The following is a 15,267-nucleotide window of genomic DNA, read 5'->3' on the forward strand; positions in this document are numbered from 1 at the left end:
ACCCCCTGTTCACGGCTCCTGGTGCCGCATGTCCCCATATTTCTGCATATTACAACAGAAATGGCTTTCCGTTTCAATCAGACTGATTGCCGAAAGGAACATATTGTTTTGCGCTGTGGACAATATGTGACATGAAAATGCGCATATCGAAAGAAGGAGATTGATATGCGGCGCAGGCTGAAGGCCCTGATCGCGTTGGCCGCCGTGGCGACTAGCATGGCAGCTATGGGTTCTGGGGCGCAGGCGAAGGAGGCGGCCTATCGCCATTACAGCCTGGGCAAGCTGACCACGCCCACACCCGATCCGGTGTCGGGCGGGTTGCTGCTGATGGGCGGGGGCGATCGCAATCATGACGCGATGCAATGGTTCTTCGCAAAAGCGGGCCATGGCCATATCGTCATCCTGCGCGCCTCCTACGGCCCGGAGATCGGCGAGGAGTTCATGCGCGAGATTGGCGGCATCCAGTCCGCCGAGACCTATGTCTTTACCGATCGCGCGGCTGCGACTGACCTGAAGATGCTGGCCAGCCTGAAACGGGCCGACGGCATCTTCATCGCCGGCGGCGATCAGGCGCGCTATGTTCGCTTCTGGAAGGGCACGCCGGTCGCCGAACTGCTCGACGCCCATGTCGCGGCGGGCAAGCCGATCGCCGGAACCAGCGCCGGCCTGGCCATGCTGGGCGAGAAACTTTATGGCGCGATGGACGACGGCAGCATCACCAGCCCCGAAGCGCTGGCAGCCCCCTTCGGCCCCGCCAATACGATCGAAGGCGATTTCCTGCACCTTTCGCTGCTCAAGGGCATCGTCACCGACACGCATTTCAAGGAGCGTGACCGTCTAGGCCGCCTCTTCGCCTTCGTGGCCAAGGCGCAGGCGGGGCGCCCGGTCGACCAGCCTGCCATGCTGGGCCTTGGCGTCGATGAAAGCGCGGCGCTCGCGGTCGAACCGGATGGCCGCAGCCGCATCTACGCCACCGATCCCGACGGCAGCGCCTGGCTGGTCGACGGCAGCAGCCTGCGCGGCCTCGACCCCAAAGGTCCGCTCAACGTGGCCCGCATCAAGGTGACGGGGATCGGCGCCAACTCCGTCCTGCACCTACCGCAGGGCAAGGTCGACCGCCCCTTGTTCGAGCGTATCTATAGCGCGCAGGGCGGCAAGGTGGCACAGCCGCCCCGCTGGTCGCTTGCCATCCATGGTGGGGCGGGCGTGATCCAACGCAGCAGCTTCACGCCCGAAAAGGAGAAAGGCTATCGCGCCGGCCTCGACGCAGCCCTGCGCGCTGGCGGCGTGGTCCTCGACAAGGGCGGCACCTCGCTCGACGCGGTCGAGGCTGCGGTGCGGGTGCTGGAGGATAACCCGCTCTTCAATGCCGGGCGCGGCGCGGTCTTCACGGCAGAGGGGCGCAACGAACTGGACGCCGCGATCATGGACGGCGCGACGCTCAAGGCCGGCGCGGTCGCCGGCGTCACCCGCACCCGCCACCCGGTCGATCTGGCCCGCGCGGTGATGGACAAGAGCCGCCATGTCATGCTCGCCGGGCCGGGCGCCGATCGCTTCTCGGTCGAACAGGGACTGGAGCAGGTCGACCCCACCTATTTCCGCACCGAGGAACGCTGGCAGCAACTGCTCGCCTGGCGCAGGAAGCAGGCGGCGGCGGTCGATCGCACCCATTTGTTTGGTACCGTCGGTGCAGTGGCGCTGGACCAGCAGGGCAATCTGGCGGCGGCGACATCGACCGGTGGCATGACCGGCAAGCGCTGGGGCCGGGTTGGCGACTCCCCGATCATAGGCGCCGGCACCTATGCGAAGAATGGCCAGTGCGCCGTCTCCGCCACCGGATCGGGCGAATATTTCATCCGCGAAAGCGCCGCGCGTCAATTGTGTGATCGGGTCGCCTGGCATGGCCAGACCATCGCCGACGCCGCGCAATCGACCATAGATGCGGTCGGTGCCATCGGCGGCGACGGTGGCCTGATCGCCATGGGTGTCGATGGCGTACCGGCCTTTGCCATCAATGACCTCGGCATGTATCGTGGTCGCATGTCGGCCGATACCGAACCGCAGACCGCAATGTTCGCGGATGAAGCCATGGGGCAATGATGCCCCATGGCGGCCAGCGCCTTGACGAAGTGGACGAGCGGCTGCTGACGCTGCTGCGGCAGGACTCGCGCCAGCCGATCGCCCAACTCGCCAAGGAACTCGGCGTCTCGCGCGGCCATCTCTACTCCCGCATCGCCCGGCTGGAGGAAGACGGCATCGTCGCGGGCTACACCATCCGCCTCGGCACCGAATTTTCCGCCAGCCGCATGCGCGCCCATATGATGATCAAGACGCTGCCTCGCCATCGCCGTGCGGTCGAAAACGCACTGATATCGATCGCCCATGTTCAGGCCGTCCACGCCATCAGCGGCGAATATGACATCATCGCCGTGCTGGAGGCGGAAAGCGGCGCGGAACTTAACGACATTATCGATGATATCGGCCAGTTGGACGGTATCGAAAAGACGACGACCCTGCTGTTGCTGGCCACGAAGCTGGAGCGCTGACCTTCCGTTTCGATGCCAGTCAGAAGCGATCCGGCACGATCATATGGTCGGGAACCGGATGGCGGATATAATCGGCATTGCGCACCCGGTCGGGCAATATCACCGGCGCCTTGGGCACATCCTCATGAGGGATTTGCTCCAGGAGATGCGCGATGCAGTTGAGCCGCGCACGCTTCTTGTCAACGGCTTCGACCACCCACCATGGCGCTTCGGCTATGTGGGTGCGCTCCAACATCGATTCCTTGGCGCGGGTATAATCCTCCCAGCGCCGCCGTGATTCCACGTCCATCGGCGACAGCTTCCACTGCTTCAAAGGATCGTGGATTCGCATGGCGAAGCGGAACTGCTGCTCCTCGTCGGTGATGGAAAACCAGTATTTGACCAGGATAATGCCAGACCGCACCAGCATCCGCTCGAACTCCGGCACCGACCGGAAAAATTCCTCGACATCCTGCTCCGTACAGAAGCCCATCACCCGTTCGACGCCGGCACGATTATACCAGCTGCGATCAAACAACACGATCTCACCGGCTGCGGGCAGATGTGCGGCATAGCGCTGGAAATACCATTGGGTGCGCTCGCGCTCATTGGGAGCGGGCAGAGCAGCGACGCGGCAGACGCGCGGGTTCAGCCGCTGGGTGATCCGCTTGATGGCTCCACCCTTGCCTGCGGAATCGCGACCCTCGAACAGGACGACGACTTTGAGCCCCTTGTGCACCACCCAGTCCTGCAATCGGATCAGTTCGTGCTGGAGGCGAAATAGCTCGCGAAAATAGGTGCGCCGTTCCAGTTGCTCGCGATCTGGATGCTCCTCCATGTCGGCCAGCATCGTTTCCAGCCGGCCTTCATCGATCTCCATCTCCAGTTCCTCGTCGAAACTGTCGGCAATCTCCGCCTTGATACGGTCCATGGCGAAGGTCGGGTCGTCGAAGGTCATGGTGTCACTTTCGGTGCGATGGCAATGGCCCTTCCTCGCACCCGCTGATGACAAGCCGTTTACGCACACGCTATCCGATGCCGTGCAATCGCGTTGGAAAGCGGGTGATCCCCAGTTCCGGCCGCAGCCGCGCCTCGATCTCCGGTGGCAGTGCTCCAAACAGGATCGTGTGCGCGTCGGCAATGTCCAGCATCTGCGCCATGATCGGCCCGCAATTGCGCATATGGGCCAGCATTGCATCGGGATCGCGATAGACGTCCAGCGCCACGCAATTGCCGTCTGCATCGAAGAACCACTCATAGCCGAGCGTACCCGGATCGGCTGCACAGGCATGGTCATAGGCCTGCCGCGCCAGATCGCGAAACCGTACCGCCTGCCCTTCACGCGGGCGGAACCAGGCTAGGGCACATAATCGTTCGTCGCCCGGCGGCGGTACGCGATGCGGCGCCGGATCGGTCATCCTGCCGAAGGCAAGCGGTCCCAGATACTCGACCTGCCCCAGCTTTTGCCGCATACGGTCCTGCACGGCATCTGGCACCTGCCCGGCGAAACTGATCGACAGGTCGGCATGGGCCATGACCGCCGCCACCCGGCCATCCTGCATTTTCCCATGCAGCGCCAGCGCGGCCGGATCATCATACACCTCGATGACATAGGCCTGCCGCCCGTCCGCACTCAAATACCATTCATAATATTGGGTGCCGGTCATGTCAGGCAGGATGGCCTCGTGGCAGGCGCGCGCCGCCGCCTCAAATACCGCGGTCTTGCCGTCATGAATGGCAATCGGCACGAAACCGTAGATCTTCTCCATCACCTGCTCCCCCTTTAGATTGCCGTGCCGCCATCGACCGGCAAGGCCACGCCGTTGATGAAACTCGCCTCCTCCGACGCCAGCCACAGCACCGCACCCGCCACTTCCTGTGGCAGGCCGGGGCGCTGCATCGGGATTCTGGCAGTCAGCATCGCCAGCTTGTCTTCCGCGCCGGCAAAGCCCGCCTCGACCAGATCGGTCATCACTAGGCCGGGGCAGACGGCATTGACGCGAATGCCCCGCGCCGCATTTTCCAGCGCTACGCATTTGGTCATGCCCAGCACTGCATGCTTGCTGCCATAATAGGCGCTGCATCCCGGACTGCCGCGCAACCCCGCCACCGACCCGCAATTGACGATGGCGCCGCCGCCGGACGCCAGTAAGGCAGGCACCTGATATTTCATCGCCAGCCATGTGCCGGTGACGTTGATTGCCATCACTTGCTCGAACATGACAAGGTCGGCATCCTCCACAGACAGGTTAACTGTGCCGGTGATGCCGGCATTATTATAGGCGACATGCAGGGCGCCGAATGTCTCGACGGTCCTCGCCACCATCGCCGCGACCGACTCGGGCTGGGTAATATCCGTCTGGACGAAATCGGCCGTGCCGCCGACAGCGCAGATCGCCTCTACGCCTTCCTCACCTTCTGTCAGCCGTCGGCCGGCGATCATCACCCGCGCGCCTTCCGCGGCAAAGGCCTGCGCCGTCGCCAGCCCGATCCCCGATGTACCGCCCACGACCAACGCGACGCGTCCGTCAAACCGCTTTGCCATATATCCTCTCCACGATCCGATTTAGGGTAACGATACGGATTGCAAAATAAGTTCGCAAGATTATCATACGCAGATAATCAAATTTCGGGGAGGGCACATGGCCAGCGATTTTACGTCCATCATCTATGCGGAGCAGGACCATGTCGCGACGCTGACGCTCAATCGCCCCGACGTGCTGAATTCGATGGACGAGGCGATGACCGGCGAGATCGTGTCGGTGATCGAAAGGCTGCGCCGCCCCGGCAAGCTGCGCGCGCTCGTCATCGCCTCCACCGGTCGCTGCTTTTCGGCCGGCGGCAATTTCGACGAGATTCATCGCCTGATCGAGGATTATGACGCCCGCATGGATGCCTATGACAATGGGCGCCGCGTCATTCATGGCATGGCGGAAATCGCTGTCCCGGTAATCGTCGCGCTGCAAGGCGATGTCTATGGCCTGGGCACATCGCTCGCTTTGTCAGCGGACATCATCGTCGCCTCGCGCAATGTCAGGATCGGCGATCCGCATGTGAAGGTCGGTCTGGTCGCGGGCGATGGCGGCACTTTGGTCTGGCCCGCCGCCTTCGGCCTGCTCAAGTCCAAGCGGCACTTGCTGACCGGCGATCCGATCGGCGCGGAAGAAGCGCACAGCCTTGGTGCAATCAGCGAGTTGGTGGACGACCCCGAACAGGCACTGCCGCTGGCGCAGCAACTCGCTGCCAAGGTTGCCGCGCTGCCGCCGCTCGCGGTCCAATATACCAAGCGCGCACTCAATCATTCGATGCAGCGCGCCGCGCTCGACCATTTTGAATTCGCCATGGCGCTGGAACAATATGCCATGACCAGCGAGGATCTGAAGGAAGCCCTCTCCGCGCTCAAGGAGAAGCGCCAGGCCAGCTTCAACAATCGCTGATCCCATGCATCCGCGCGACTACAGACAGGACAGCCGCCCCGCGATCATCATGGCAGGCAGCGGGCAGACGGTCAGCTTCGCCGAACTGGACGATCGCGCCAATCGCGTCGCGCACCTGTTGCGCGCGCGCGGGTTGCAACCGGGCGACCGCGTGGCGCTCTGGATCGACAACAGCCCCCATTATCATGAGATCGCCTGGGGCGCCTATAATGCAGGCCTGCTCTTCGTCCCCATCAGCACCCGGCTCAAGGCAGATGAGGCGGCCTATATCGTCCGCGATTGCGGCGCGACATTGCTCTTCGCGTCTCCTTCGGTCGATCATCGCGGTATCGCGGCGCTGCTCGGTACCGACGTCGAATTGCTCCTCATCGGCGACAGCTACGACCGCGCCGTCGCGCCGCTGCCGACGACGCCGATTCCAGATGAAACGCGCGGCAGTGCCATGGTCTATTCCGCCGGCACCACCGGCCGGCCCAAGGGCATCACACCTCACCCGACCCCTGCGTCGATCGGGGAACCGCACCCGCTCACCACCACGCTGGTCGATCTGTTCGAGCTTGATCGCGATACCGTCTATCTGTCGCCCGCACCGCTCTATCATACCGCGCCGCTGAAATGGACGATGGCGGTGCAACAGGCCGGCGGCACGGCCATCATCATGGAGACATTCGACGCCGCCGCCGCGCTGCGCGCGCTCGAAACTTATCGCGTCACCCATAGTCAGTGGGTCGCCACCATGTTCGTCCGCATGCTGCAACTGGACCCGGAGCAGCGCCGCTTCGACAGCAGCGCCCACCGCTTCGCCATCCACAGCGCCGCACCTTGCCCGATACCGGTCAAGGACGCGATGATGGATTGGTGGGGGCCGATCCTGCACGAATATTATGGCGGCTCAGAATCCGTCGGCCAGACCGCTATCGGCCCGCAGGAATGGCTGCAAAGGAAGGGGTCGGTGGGGCGAGCCACACGCGGCATTCTGCATATCGTGGACGATGACGGGCGCGAACTTGGCGCCGGGCAGACCGGCCTCGTCATGTTCGAAGGCTGCGGTGGCTTCACCTATCATAATGATCCGGGCAAGACCGGCCGCGCCTATGATGCGCGTGGCTGGGCGACGTTCGGCGATATCGGCCATGTCGATGCGGACGGCTATCTCTTCCTCACCGACCGGCGCGATTATGTCATCAATGCGGGCGGCGTGAACATCTACCCGCAGGAAGCGGAAAACCTGCTCAGCCTCCATCCCGCCGTACAGGATGTTGCCGTCTTCGGTATTCCCAACCCCGAATATGGCGAGGAAGTGAAGGCGGTCGTCCAGCTTCGCGATCTTGCCTTGGCCGGTCCGGCGCTGGCTGATGAACTGATTGCCTGGTGCCGCGAACGGCTCGCCACCAACAAATGCCCGCGCAGCATCGACTTCGAAGCCGACATGCCGCGCGAACCCACCGGCAAGTTGCTGAAACGCCTGTTGAAGGCGCGCTACTGGCCCGCGCCATCAGGAGACGCGCATGTCCGAGCCTGAACTGCTCACGCACATAGACGAGGGCATCGCCCGCATCATTTTCAACCGCCCTGCCGTCCGCAATGCGCTGACGGCAACCATGGTGCAGGGCATGATCGCCTTCCTGCGAGAATGTGAGGGGCGCGACGATGTGCGCGTGATCTTGCTGACAGGGGCTGGCGATCATTTCATGGCCGGCGGCGATGTGAAAGCCTTCGCCCGCAGTGCGGATGCCGCGCCAGCAGACCGCAGCACCCTGTTCGAAACGCTGGCGCTCGACACGCTGCCGCTTTTCGCGCTGTTGGAACGCATGCCCAAGCCGATCGTCGTCAAGGTGCGCGGCGCCTGTGCAGGGGCCAGTATCGGCTATGTCGCGGCGGCCGATTTCGCGATCATTTCCGATACCGCGCTGTTCATGGTCGCCAATGCCGGGATCGGTACCAGCCCGGATGGTGCGACCAGTTGGCACCTGCCGCGCATCGTCGGCATGCGCAAGGCGAAGCAGATGTGCCTGCTGGGCGACCGGCTGAATGCGCAGGACGCGCTGGATTGCGGCCTTGCCACCTGGCTGCATCCCGACGCCGAACTGGACGTGGCGGCGGAAAAACTGCTCCGCCGCCTTGCCGCCGCGCCGACCGTCGCGCTGGGACAGGCGCGGCAATTGCTCAATGCGGCGTCAGGCAATGCGCTGACCGATCAACTGGCGCTGGAGGGTCGGGCCGCCGGCCTGTGCGCTGCCACCCAGGATTTCGCGGAAGGCGTGACAGCCTTCACCGAAAAGCGCGCCCCCAATTTCAAAGGACAATGACATGACAGGCATGCTGGACGGGATCAGGATATTGGACGTCACCCGCTTCGTCGCGGGGCCTGCGGCCACGGTGCTGATGGCGGATCTGGGCGCGGACGTGATCCGCATCGAATCTCCCGGCGGGGCGGAGGACCGGAGCACCTTGCCTTTCAAGGACGGATTCCATGGTGGCGTCGGCTTCACCCAGTTGGGACGCAACAAGCGGGGCCTTTCGCTCGACCTGTCGAAGGACGAGGGGCGGGCGGTGTTCGATCGGTTGCTGCCGACCGCCGACATCGTGGTCGCCAACCTGCCGCGCAAGACCGCTGCCGCGCTCGGCCTCGATTATGAGCGCATGGCGTCGATCAAGCCCGACATCATTTTCGTCCATATGACGACCTTTGGCAATGACGGCCCCTATGCCGATCGCCTTGGCTTCGATGCGATCGCGCAGGTGATGAGCGGCCTCACCCATATCAGCGGCGATCCGGGCAAGCCGATGAAGCATAACAGCGCCTGGGTCGACATGAGCACCGGCTTCCTTGCTGCTTTCGGCGCGATGGCGGCGCTGCACCACCGCAACCGCACGGGGGAGGGGCAGAAGGTCGAAACCAACCTGCTCCAGACCGCCATGACTGTCGGCAATTATTTCCTGTTCGACCAATATTACAACCAGACCGATCGGGTCGGCACCGGCAATCGGGCGCAATCGGGTGGCCCGGCGGACCTCATCCAGACGAAGGATGGCTGGGTCTACATGGTGGCGCTGGGCGATCCGATGTTCCGGCGCTTCATGCAGATGATCGGGCGGGAGGATCTGCTGGACGATCCACGCTTCGCCAATGACGAACTGCGCGCCGAACATGGCGCGGCGCTGAGCGCTATCGTGACCGACTGGGCACGCCAATATGGCAACGCCGAAATCCTGCCGATCCTGGAGGCCAACCGGATTCCTGCTGGGCCGCTTTTGACCCCGCAGGAGGCGCTGGACGACCCCCATGTGCGCGATCAGTTCCTGGTCGAAGTGCCGGTAGAGGGGCTGCCCCGGCCGCTTCCTTATGTGAAGCCGCCCGTCACCTTCAGCAAGACGCCGGGCGAAATCCGCAAGGGGCCGCCGCGCCCCGGCGAGGATGGTGATGCGGTTCTGACAGAGGCCGGCTTTGCGCCGGAGGAGATTGCCGGCCTGCGCGCCGCCGGGATCATTTAGCGAAGGCTGCGCAGCCCTGCCCGAACCTCGTCCACAAAGGTTGCGGGCTGCTCGAAGGCGGCGAAATGCCCGCCCTTGGCCGCGCGGTTCCAGTAGATGATGTCAGAAAAGACCCGTTCCGCCCAGCGACGGGGCGGGCGGCGCATTTCGGCTGGGAAGATGCTGCACGCGACCGGCAGGTCGATCGCCGCATTGCCAAAGGCGCTGCGGAAACTCTCCCAATAGAGGCGCGCGGAGGAAGCCGCGCTGTCGGTCAGCCAGTAGAGCATGATCGTGTCGAGCATCGCGTCCCGATCCAGCGCCTGTTCTGCATCGCCATCATGATCGGTCCAGGCGTGGAATTTCTCGTAGATCCAGGCTGCCTGACCGACCGGCGAGTCCGCCAGCGCATAGCCCAATGTCTGCGGCCTTGTGCTTTGCTGCGTCGAATAGCCAAGCCCGGTCTGCTTGTGCGCTTCCGCGACGTCGCGCGCTTCCTGCGCCTCCGCGTCGGTAAAATCCTCGTCGGGCGGCGGGAAGCACACGACCATATTAAGGTGGATGCCGATCAGGCCCGGCACCTGCTGCACTGCCATCGCCCGCGTGATTGCCGATCCCCAGTCGCCACCCTGCGCGACATAGCGATCATAGCCCAGCCGCTGCATCAGCGTGCCCCAGCAACGCGCGATCCGCTCCACCGTCCATCCGGTCGCCGCCGGTTTGTCGGATAATCCATAACCAGGCAGTGATGGAATGACGAGATGGAAGGCATCTTCGGCCCGGCCGCCATGGCGGGTGGGATCGGTCAACGGCCCGATCACTTCGAGAAATTCCAGGAACGTCCCCGGCCAGCCATGACTCAATATCATCGGCATGGCGTCGGCATGCGGCGATCGGACATGCAGGAAATGGATACCGAGGCCATCGATCATCGTACGATAATTGGGCCAGGCGTTGACCGCCGCCTCGCATCGCCGCCAGTCATAGCTATCCCGCCAATGGTCGACCAGCGCGCGTATCCGTTCTAGCGGTACGCCCTGCGACCAGTCGTCCACCGTCTCCCGGTCCGGCCAGCGTACCCGTGCCAGTCGCACCGCCAGATCGTCCAGCGCAGCCTGCGGCACGTCGAGGGTGAAGGGCAGAATGGCGTCGCCTTGCGCAGCATCCAGCGGCGGCGGATAGAAGCTCATGCTCCCAGCCGATCGAGCAGGTCGCCCAGCCGGAACAGCGCCTGCCGCCGATGCCAGCGGGCCATGCCGAATCGGACATCGTCAAAATGCCCTTCCTCCAGATTGCGCACCGCCTTGTGCCCCATCACCCCCAGCCGTAACTGGCCCCAGAGGAGATAGAAATCGAGCTGTTCCTGCGGTGGCAGCCAGCCGCCGGCATTTTCATATGCCTTCAGGAAATCGCTAAAGCTGCCCATGCTTTGCGCAGCGTACCAGAGATAGGCGAGGTCGGCCGCCGGCGTGCCGACATGGGCGAATTCCCAGTCCAGCACCGCCGCCACCCGGTCGCCCTCGACCAGCATATTATTATAGTTGAAGTCGTCATGGGTCAGCGCCGCCGGACCATAGGCCTGTGCGCGATGCCGGTCGATCCAGTCAAAACAGGCATCCATGATCGCATTGCCTTCGCCCAGCGCCTGCCAGTCCGCGCGATATTCGGCGAATTGCGCGTCGAAAAAGGCGTCCCCCTGCGGCTGGTCGGTGCGGGGCCAGCCGGTCACCGGGACGGCATGCACTCTGGCCATGCAGCCAGCGGTATCGGCGAGCAGCGCCTTGTTGGGACCGGGCGGCACATAGATGCTGCCCACCGGCGCGCCGGATGCACGCGCGAAGACGATGAAGGGGTCGCCGATCACCGTGCCGCTCGGTTCAAGCAGGAAGGGCTGCGGAATCCGCGCGCCATGATCCCAGAGCAGGCGCAATGGTCCCCATTCGTCGATCACCGTCGTGCCCAGATAATTATTGGCACTGCGATCGACCCGCAGGGCGAGGTTTGCCGGCAAAGTCCGCGCTCCCTCAATCGTCACTAGCACCGTCTTTTTCGACATGCCGCGCGACACGGTCTGCGCCGATCGCACGACGATATCGCCTTCACCTGCCATAGCCTGATTGAGGAAATCGGCCAGTGCTGCGCGATCCAGTACATCATCGGTCGCCATCGTCTTCCGACTGTCTCTCTCGCTGTTCGCGACCTGCTCGAATGTGCGTTGATAGGTCATCTCGTCGGCCACCGATCCGCGTGGCAATATCAGCGCCTCCTGCGTGATGATGTCACCCAGCAGCATGGCGATGGCGTCCTTGGCGGCAGTGTCAGCGTCCAGCCGTCCGACAGCATCGCGGACCAGTCGCAATTGATTGGCGGTGCCGATGCTCATTGATACGGTCCTCCCAGCGTGGAACTGCGGCCGATTTCTACCAGCCCTTCGCCCTGTTCGCCGGTTTCGATCAGGCGCAAAGGGCAGAAATTCTCGACGATATGGAAACGGGCCTTGCCGGCCGGCGCTTCGGATACCAGCGGCACATGGGCGAAGCGGCCTGCTATGTCGCTTTCGATCGTGTAGCGTGCGCCGAACACATCCTCGACCTCATGGATCAGTCTGGCGCACAGGCCATCGGCCATCTCGCCTTCCGTCCGCACCTCGATCCGCCGCAGCGCGCGCGGGCCGTCGCCGTCCACGACATAGCCTTCCTTTGCGACGAAGCCGGGCCGATGGGTGGTGGAAATGGTCTTGATGCCGAAGCTGTGACCGGGGAAGTTCAGTCCGCACCAGTTATGCGTCAGTCCTCCGGAATCGCTGCGCATCACCCAGCTATGGTCGCGATAGCCGCTGCCGCCGATCGCCCGCTCTCCGCCATCGGCAAAGCGGAGGTGCCCCTGCGCATCAAGCGCCTGCTGCTGGTGATTATAGGGCAGGTTGAGGCCGAGCGTCATCACCTCCTGAAAGGAGGGCGCCGGGTTGCCGGCAGTCCGGCAGGCGGCATAGTCGAACGTCGCCTGCCGCGCGGTGAAGGCGAGCGTCAGGTCGATCTCATCGGTCTTCAGCGCCAGTTCGAACCGCCGGTGCGGCTCGGCGAAATGGAGCGACAGCGCGCCATCGCCGATCCGTCGCTGATGCTCGAAATCGGCGGGAAAGGGCGTAACATTGGCATAGCGGATCGACCGTCCACCCACTTCCAGATTGGCGGTATAGCGGGCCCGGTCATGCCCCGGCTCATGATTGAGGTGAAAGACGCCGAATGCGTCGCTCTCCGGCGCGATCAGGATGAAAAAATAATTCTCCTTGTAGCGCAATTGCGCGAAGGCCGGGACAGGGTGGGGCAGGTCGTCATGGATGCTCGTCATGCGTCATTCGCCTTCCGGAAAATCGGCCAGTGGCGCGACCGTAGCGCTCCACTGAAGATCGGTAATCTTGGCCTCATGGGCCGCGACGATGGTGGGGTGCGCCTGCGCGCCCAGCACGAGCCGTAATGGTGGGGCCTCGTCCAGCACGGTATCGATTATGATCTTCGCGCCACGCGCGGGATCACCCCGTTGCGTGCCATCAGTCGCCGCATAAGCGCGCCGTTGTGCCAGCGTGCTGGCATAATCTGCGATTTCCGTTTCGGGCAGGTCGATCGAGCGGCCGAAGAAATCGGTGCGGAACGGGCCGGGACAGACGATCATCGCCCGGATGCCGAGGTCGCGCGCCTCGGCCGCCAGCGCTTCGGTCATCGCCTCCAGTGCTGCCTTGCTCGCGGAATAATAGCCCGACCCGGCAAAGCCCCGCGCCCCGGCGGTGGAGGATATGTTGACCACAAAGCCGGATCGCCGCGCCCGCATGCCGGGCAGCACTGCCCGCATCAGCGCGGCGGGGCCCAGCACATTGGTCGCGAACTGCCGCTCCACCGCCTGCACATCGGCTTCTTCGATGGTGGACAGGAAGCCGTAGCCGGCATTGTTGACCAATATGTCGATCGCACCGAACCGCTCGATCGCGGCCGTCACCGCGGCTTCAATCGCCGCGCCCGATGTCACGTCCAGTCGCACGGCCATGCACCGGTCTGGCGCCAGCGCGACAAGATCGGTCACATCCTCCGGCCTGCGCGCGGCGGCTACGGCCCGGTCGCCGCGTAACAGGATATCCCGCACCAATGCGCGGCCAAAGCCCGCCGATGCCCCGGTGACGAACCATGTCCTCACACAATCTCTCCCCCGGCCAGGGTGAAGTTGCGCGGGCTGGAGCCATGCTCATGGGTGATCCGCCATTGCCCGTCCTCGCCGCGCAGCCAGATCAGCGTCAGGCGGAACTGCTTGGCGAAATCGTCGCCGCCTTTCGACGTGCCGAACCAGTCGGCCGCGACCGATATCCAGGCCACATCGCCGTTGCGGAAGATGCGCGGGCTATCGCGAAAGACGAAGCGGATGCTGCTATATTTCTCCAGCACCTTGTACCAGCCGACAGCATAGGCGTCCCAGCCGATATAGCCCTCCAGCGGCGGCGCGACGTCATAGGCGGTGAAGCGCTCGTCCATCAGGTAGAGATGCTCGACCGTGGCGCGATCCAGCGCACCGCCGCTGCCGTCATATTGGCGTCGATATTCCTCCAGCCGTTCAGCCAGCACGGCGATTTCGGGATCGGTGGCGTCGTTCATGCACCTGCCTCCGTCCATGCGCGCATGCCGGTCAGCGCGTCGGCAAAATCCTCCATAAACTCCTGCACCACTGTCCGTGCAGATTTGGCGCTGTCGATCAGGCCGATGCCTTGGCCCACCCCTTCGGTCAGTATCGCGCGCGCCGCTTCATTGCCGCCATCGACCGACTTCTCCGCCAGCTGGAGTGCGCGATTGGTCAGGATATGCTGGAACGGCATGGGCAGCGGGTCGGGACTGTCTGGCCCTTCCCACGCTTCATTCCATGCCGATTTCAATTGCCGCGCGGTTTTGCCCGTCATCGCCCGAGATCGCAGCGTATCACGCGACCGGGCGGCGAGAAGCCGCTCCCGCACCGCCGGATGAACGTCGCTCTCCGCCGTTGTCAGCCATACCGATCCGGTCCAGGAGCCCGCGGCGCCCATGGTCATCGCCGCCGCCATCTGCCGCCCGGTGACGATGCCGCCGGCCGCTAGCACCGGCATATCCTTGCCCATCACCTCCAGCATGCGGGTGATTTCGGGCACCAGCACCATGGTCGACACCTCGCCGCAATGGGCGGCTGCCTCCGTCCCCTGCGCCACCAGCACATCGACGCCGGCGTCGATCTGGCGCAGCGCATGCGCCTTCGATCCTATGAGCGCGCCGACCGGCACGCCTGCCGCCTTGCACTTGTCGATCATGAAGGGCGGCGGCTTGCCCAGCGCATTTACAAACAGGCGGATGGGATGGCGCAGCCCTTCGTCCACCATGCGCTCGGCGGTGTCGAGGAAATGACTGATCTCGCGATCCTCGTCGGCATCGACCTGCATGGCCGTGTCGATGCCATGGCGGCGCAGCAGGTCATCGACGAAGCGGCGATGGCCTTCCGGTATCTGCGCTTCCAGTGCATGCGTGGTGACGGCCGCCGCATCGCGATCGGCCATGTTTTCCGGCACCGCAATATCCAGCCCGTATGGGCGACCGTCGACATGGGCGTCGATCCAGTCCAGTTCGATCCTCAATTGGTCGGGCGTCATCTTGCCGTTGGTGGCGCCAAACACGCCGAAACCGCCCGCGCGACTGACCGCCGCGACCACATCGCGGCAATGGCTGAAAGCGACCAGCGGGAAATCCACGCCCACCAGTTCGCAGAAGCGGTTGCTCATATCCTCCACTCCCTCGTCGTTCGACGTCCGCAATTGGGAAGCGGCA

At 63.9% G+C, this 15,267-nt stretch carries 15 protein-coding genes; 6 read left to right on the forward strand and 9 right to left on the reverse strand.

Annotated features, from left to right (window positions below; genetic code table 11):
• The first annotated feature begins 165 nt into the window (after nucleotides 1-165).
• Both ACNHGR_RS21890 and ACNHGR_RS21895 read left to right on the forward strand, forming a co-directional pair.
• Nucleotides 166-2,100 (forward strand): isoaspartyl peptidase/L-asparaginase, encoded by a 1,935-nt coding sequence (locus ACNHGR_RS21890; protein ID WP_475288917.1) that lies wholly within the window; start codon nucleotides 166-168, stop codon nucleotides 2,098-2,100.
• Nucleotides 2,100-2,546: an Lrp/AsnC family transcriptional regulator gene (locus tag ACNHGR_RS21895; protein WP_475288918.1), complete on the forward strand. Its 447-nt coding sequence runs from the start codon at nucleotides 2,100-2,102 to the stop codon at nucleotides 2,544-2,546. The genes ACNHGR_RS21890 and ACNHGR_RS21895 overlap by 1 nt, the downstream gene beginning before the upstream one ends.
• Before the next feature lie 19 nt (nucleotides 2,547-2,565).
• Here ACNHGR_RS21895 and ppk2 read toward each other — a convergent pair whose 3' ends face one another.
• From ppk2 to ACNHGR_RS21910, 3 genes are all read right to left on the reverse strand, one after another.
• The gene (ppk2, locus tag ACNHGR_RS21900) at nucleotides 2,566-3,483 is read right to left on the reverse strand and encodes a polyphosphate kinase 2 (RefSeq protein ID WP_475288919.1); all 918 of its coding nucleotides are present in this window, start codon (nucleotides 3,481-3,483) and stop codon (nucleotides 2,566-2,568) included.
• Between the two features lie 70 nt (nucleotides 3,484-3,553).
• Entirely contained in the window at nucleotides 3,554-4,294 is a 741-nt protein-coding gene (locus ACNHGR_RS21905; protein ID WP_475288920.1) for an antibiotic biosynthesis monooxygenase, read from the reverse strand.
• Nucleotides 4,295-4,308: 14 nt separating this feature from the next.
• Nucleotides 4,309-5,070, reverse strand: a complete 762-nt coding sequence (locus tag ACNHGR_RS21910; protein ID WP_475288921.1) for a glucose 1-dehydrogenase — start codon at nucleotides 5,068-5,070, stop codon at nucleotides 4,309-4,311.
• Nucleotides 5,071-5,167: 97 nt separating this feature from the next.
• Here ACNHGR_RS21910 and ACNHGR_RS21915 point away from each other — a divergent pair, with 97 nt between their 5' ends.
• Genes ACNHGR_RS21915 through ACNHGR_RS21930 form a run of 4 tightly spaced genes read left to right on the forward strand, consistent with a single transcriptional unit; the run spans nucleotide 5,168 to nucleotide 9,457 of the window.
• Nucleotides 5,168-5,962, forward strand: a complete 795-nt coding sequence (locus ACNHGR_RS21915; protein ID WP_184272987.1) for an enoyl-CoA hydratase/isomerase family protein — start codon at nucleotides 5,168-5,170, stop codon at nucleotides 5,960-5,962.
• Between the two features lie 4 nt (nucleotides 5,963-5,966).
• Nucleotides 5,967-7,484, forward strand: coding sequence for an acyl-CoA synthetase (locus ACNHGR_RS21920; protein WP_475288923.1), 1,518 nt, complete (start codon nucleotides 5,967-5,969; stop codon nucleotides 7,482-7,484).
• Nucleotides 7,471-8,271 (forward strand): enoyl-CoA hydratase/isomerase family protein, encoded by an 801-nt coding sequence (locus ACNHGR_RS21925; protein WP_475288924.1) that lies wholly within the window; start codon nucleotides 7,471-7,473, stop codon nucleotides 8,269-8,271. The genes ACNHGR_RS21920 and ACNHGR_RS21925 overlap by 14 nt, the downstream gene beginning before the upstream one ends.
• A gap of 1 nt (nucleotide 8,272) precedes the next feature.
• A complete protein-coding gene (locus ACNHGR_RS21930) occupies nucleotides 8,273-9,457 on the forward strand; it encodes a CaiB/BaiF CoA transferase family protein (protein ID WP_475288925.1) in 1,185 nt (394 codons plus the stop codon).
• On the opposite strand, the gene ACNHGR_RS21935 is transcribed toward ACNHGR_RS21930, so the two are convergent.
• Genes ACNHGR_RS21935 through ACNHGR_RS21960 form a run of 6 tightly spaced genes read right to left on the reverse strand, consistent with a single transcriptional unit; the run spans nucleotide 9,454 to nucleotide 15,221 of the window.
• Nucleotides 9,454-10,626 (reverse strand): epoxide hydrolase family protein, encoded by a 1,173-nt coding sequence (locus ACNHGR_RS21935; RefSeq protein ID WP_475288926.1) that lies wholly within the window; start codon nucleotides 10,624-10,626, stop codon nucleotides 9,454-9,456. The genes ACNHGR_RS21930 and ACNHGR_RS21935 overlap by 4 nt on opposite strands.
• Nucleotides 10,623-11,819 carry a phosphotransferase family protein gene (locus tag ACNHGR_RS21940; protein ID WP_475288927.1) on the reverse strand — a complete coding sequence of 399 codons (1,197 nt, stop codon included), beginning with the start codon at nucleotides 11,817-11,819 and terminating at the stop codon, nucleotides 10,623-10,625. Before ACNHGR_RS21940 ends, ACNHGR_RS21935 begins: the two co-directional genes overlap by 4 nt.
• Entirely contained in the window at nucleotides 11,816-12,787 is a 972-nt protein-coding gene (locus tag ACNHGR_RS21945; RefSeq protein ID WP_475288928.1) for a hypothetical protein, read from the reverse strand. Before ACNHGR_RS21945 ends, ACNHGR_RS21940 begins: the two co-directional genes overlap by 4 nt.
• Nucleotides 12,788-12,790: 3 nt before the next feature.
• Nucleotides 12,791-13,624, reverse strand: coding sequence for an oxidoreductase (locus ACNHGR_RS21950; RefSeq protein WP_475288930.1), 834 nt, complete (start codon nucleotides 13,622-13,624; stop codon nucleotides 12,791-12,793).
• Nucleotides 13,621-14,076, reverse strand: coding sequence for a YybH family protein (locus tag ACNHGR_RS21955; RefSeq protein WP_475288931.1), 456 nt, complete (start codon nucleotides 14,074-14,076; stop codon nucleotides 13,621-13,623). Before ACNHGR_RS21955 ends, ACNHGR_RS21950 begins: the two co-directional genes overlap by 4 nt.
• Entirely contained in the window at nucleotides 14,073-15,221 is a 1,149-nt protein-coding gene (locus ACNHGR_RS21960; protein ID WP_475288933.1) for a nitronate monooxygenase, read from the reverse strand. The genes ACNHGR_RS21955 and ACNHGR_RS21960 overlap by 4 nt, the downstream gene beginning before the upstream one ends.
• Nucleotides 15,222-15,267: the final 46 nt, after the last annotated feature.

It is taken from the genome of Sphingobium sp. RS1, assembly GCF_056156825.1.

What these genes read in the sequence shown, in the direction of transcription:
- ACNHGR_RS21925 (WP_475288924.1), top strand. Translation starts at nt 7,471, where the DNA reads ATGTCCGAGCCTGAACTGCTCACGCACATAGACGAGGGCATCGCCCGC.
- ACNHGR_RS21945 (WP_475288928.1), bottom strand. Translation starts at nt 12,787, where the DNA reads ATGACGAGCATCCATGACGACCTGCCCCACCCTGTCCCGGCCTTCGCG.
- ACNHGR_RS21915 (WP_184272987.1), top strand. Translation starts at nt 5,168, where the DNA reads ATGGCCAGCGATTTTACGTCCATCATCTATGCGGAGCAGGACCATGTC.
- ACNHGR_RS21940 (WP_475288927.1), bottom strand. Translation starts at nt 11,819, where the DNA reads ATGAGCATCGGCACCGCCAATCAATTGCGACTGGTCCGCGATGCTGTC.
- ACNHGR_RS21935 (WP_475288926.1), bottom strand. Translation starts at nt 10,626, where the DNA reads ATGAGCTTCTATCCGCCGCCGCTGGATGCTGCGCAAGGCGACGCCATT.
- ACNHGR_RS21930 (WP_475288925.1), top strand. Translation starts at nt 8,273, where the DNA reads ATGACAGGCATGCTGGACGGGATCAGGATATTGGACGTCACCCGCTTC.
- ACNHGR_RS21905 (WP_475288920.1), bottom strand. Translation starts at nt 4,294, where the DNA reads ATGGAGAAGATCTACGGTTTCGTGCCGATTGCCATTCATGACGGCAAG.
- ACNHGR_RS21920 (WP_475288923.1), top strand. Translation starts at nt 5,967, where the DNA reads ATGCATCCGCGCGACTACAGACAGGACAGCCGCCCCGCGATCATCATG.
- ppk2 (WP_475288919.1), bottom strand. Translation starts at nt 3,483, where the DNA reads ATGACCTTCGACGACCCGACCTTCGCCATGGACCGTATCAAGGCGGAG.
- ACNHGR_RS21910 (WP_475288921.1), bottom strand. Translation starts at nt 5,070, where the DNA reads ATGGCAAAGCGGTTTGACGGACGCGTCGCGTTGGTCGTGGGCGGTACA.
- ACNHGR_RS21890 (WP_475288917.1), top strand. Translation starts at nt 166, where the DNA reads ATGCGGCGCAGGCTGAAGGCCCTGATCGCGTTGGCCGCCGTGGCGACT.
- ACNHGR_RS21895 (WP_475288918.1), top strand. Translation starts at nt 2,100, where the DNA reads ATGCCCCATGGCGGCCAGCGCCTTGACGAAGTGGACGAGCGGCTGCTG.
- ACNHGR_RS21955 (WP_475288931.1), bottom strand. Translation starts at nt 14,076, where the DNA reads ATGAACGACGCCACCGATCCCGAAATCGCCGTGCTGGCTGAACGGCTG.
- ACNHGR_RS21960 (WP_475288933.1), bottom strand. Translation starts at nt 15,221, where the DNA reads ATGAGCAACCGCTTCTGCGAACTGGTGGGCGTGGATTTCCCGCTGGTC.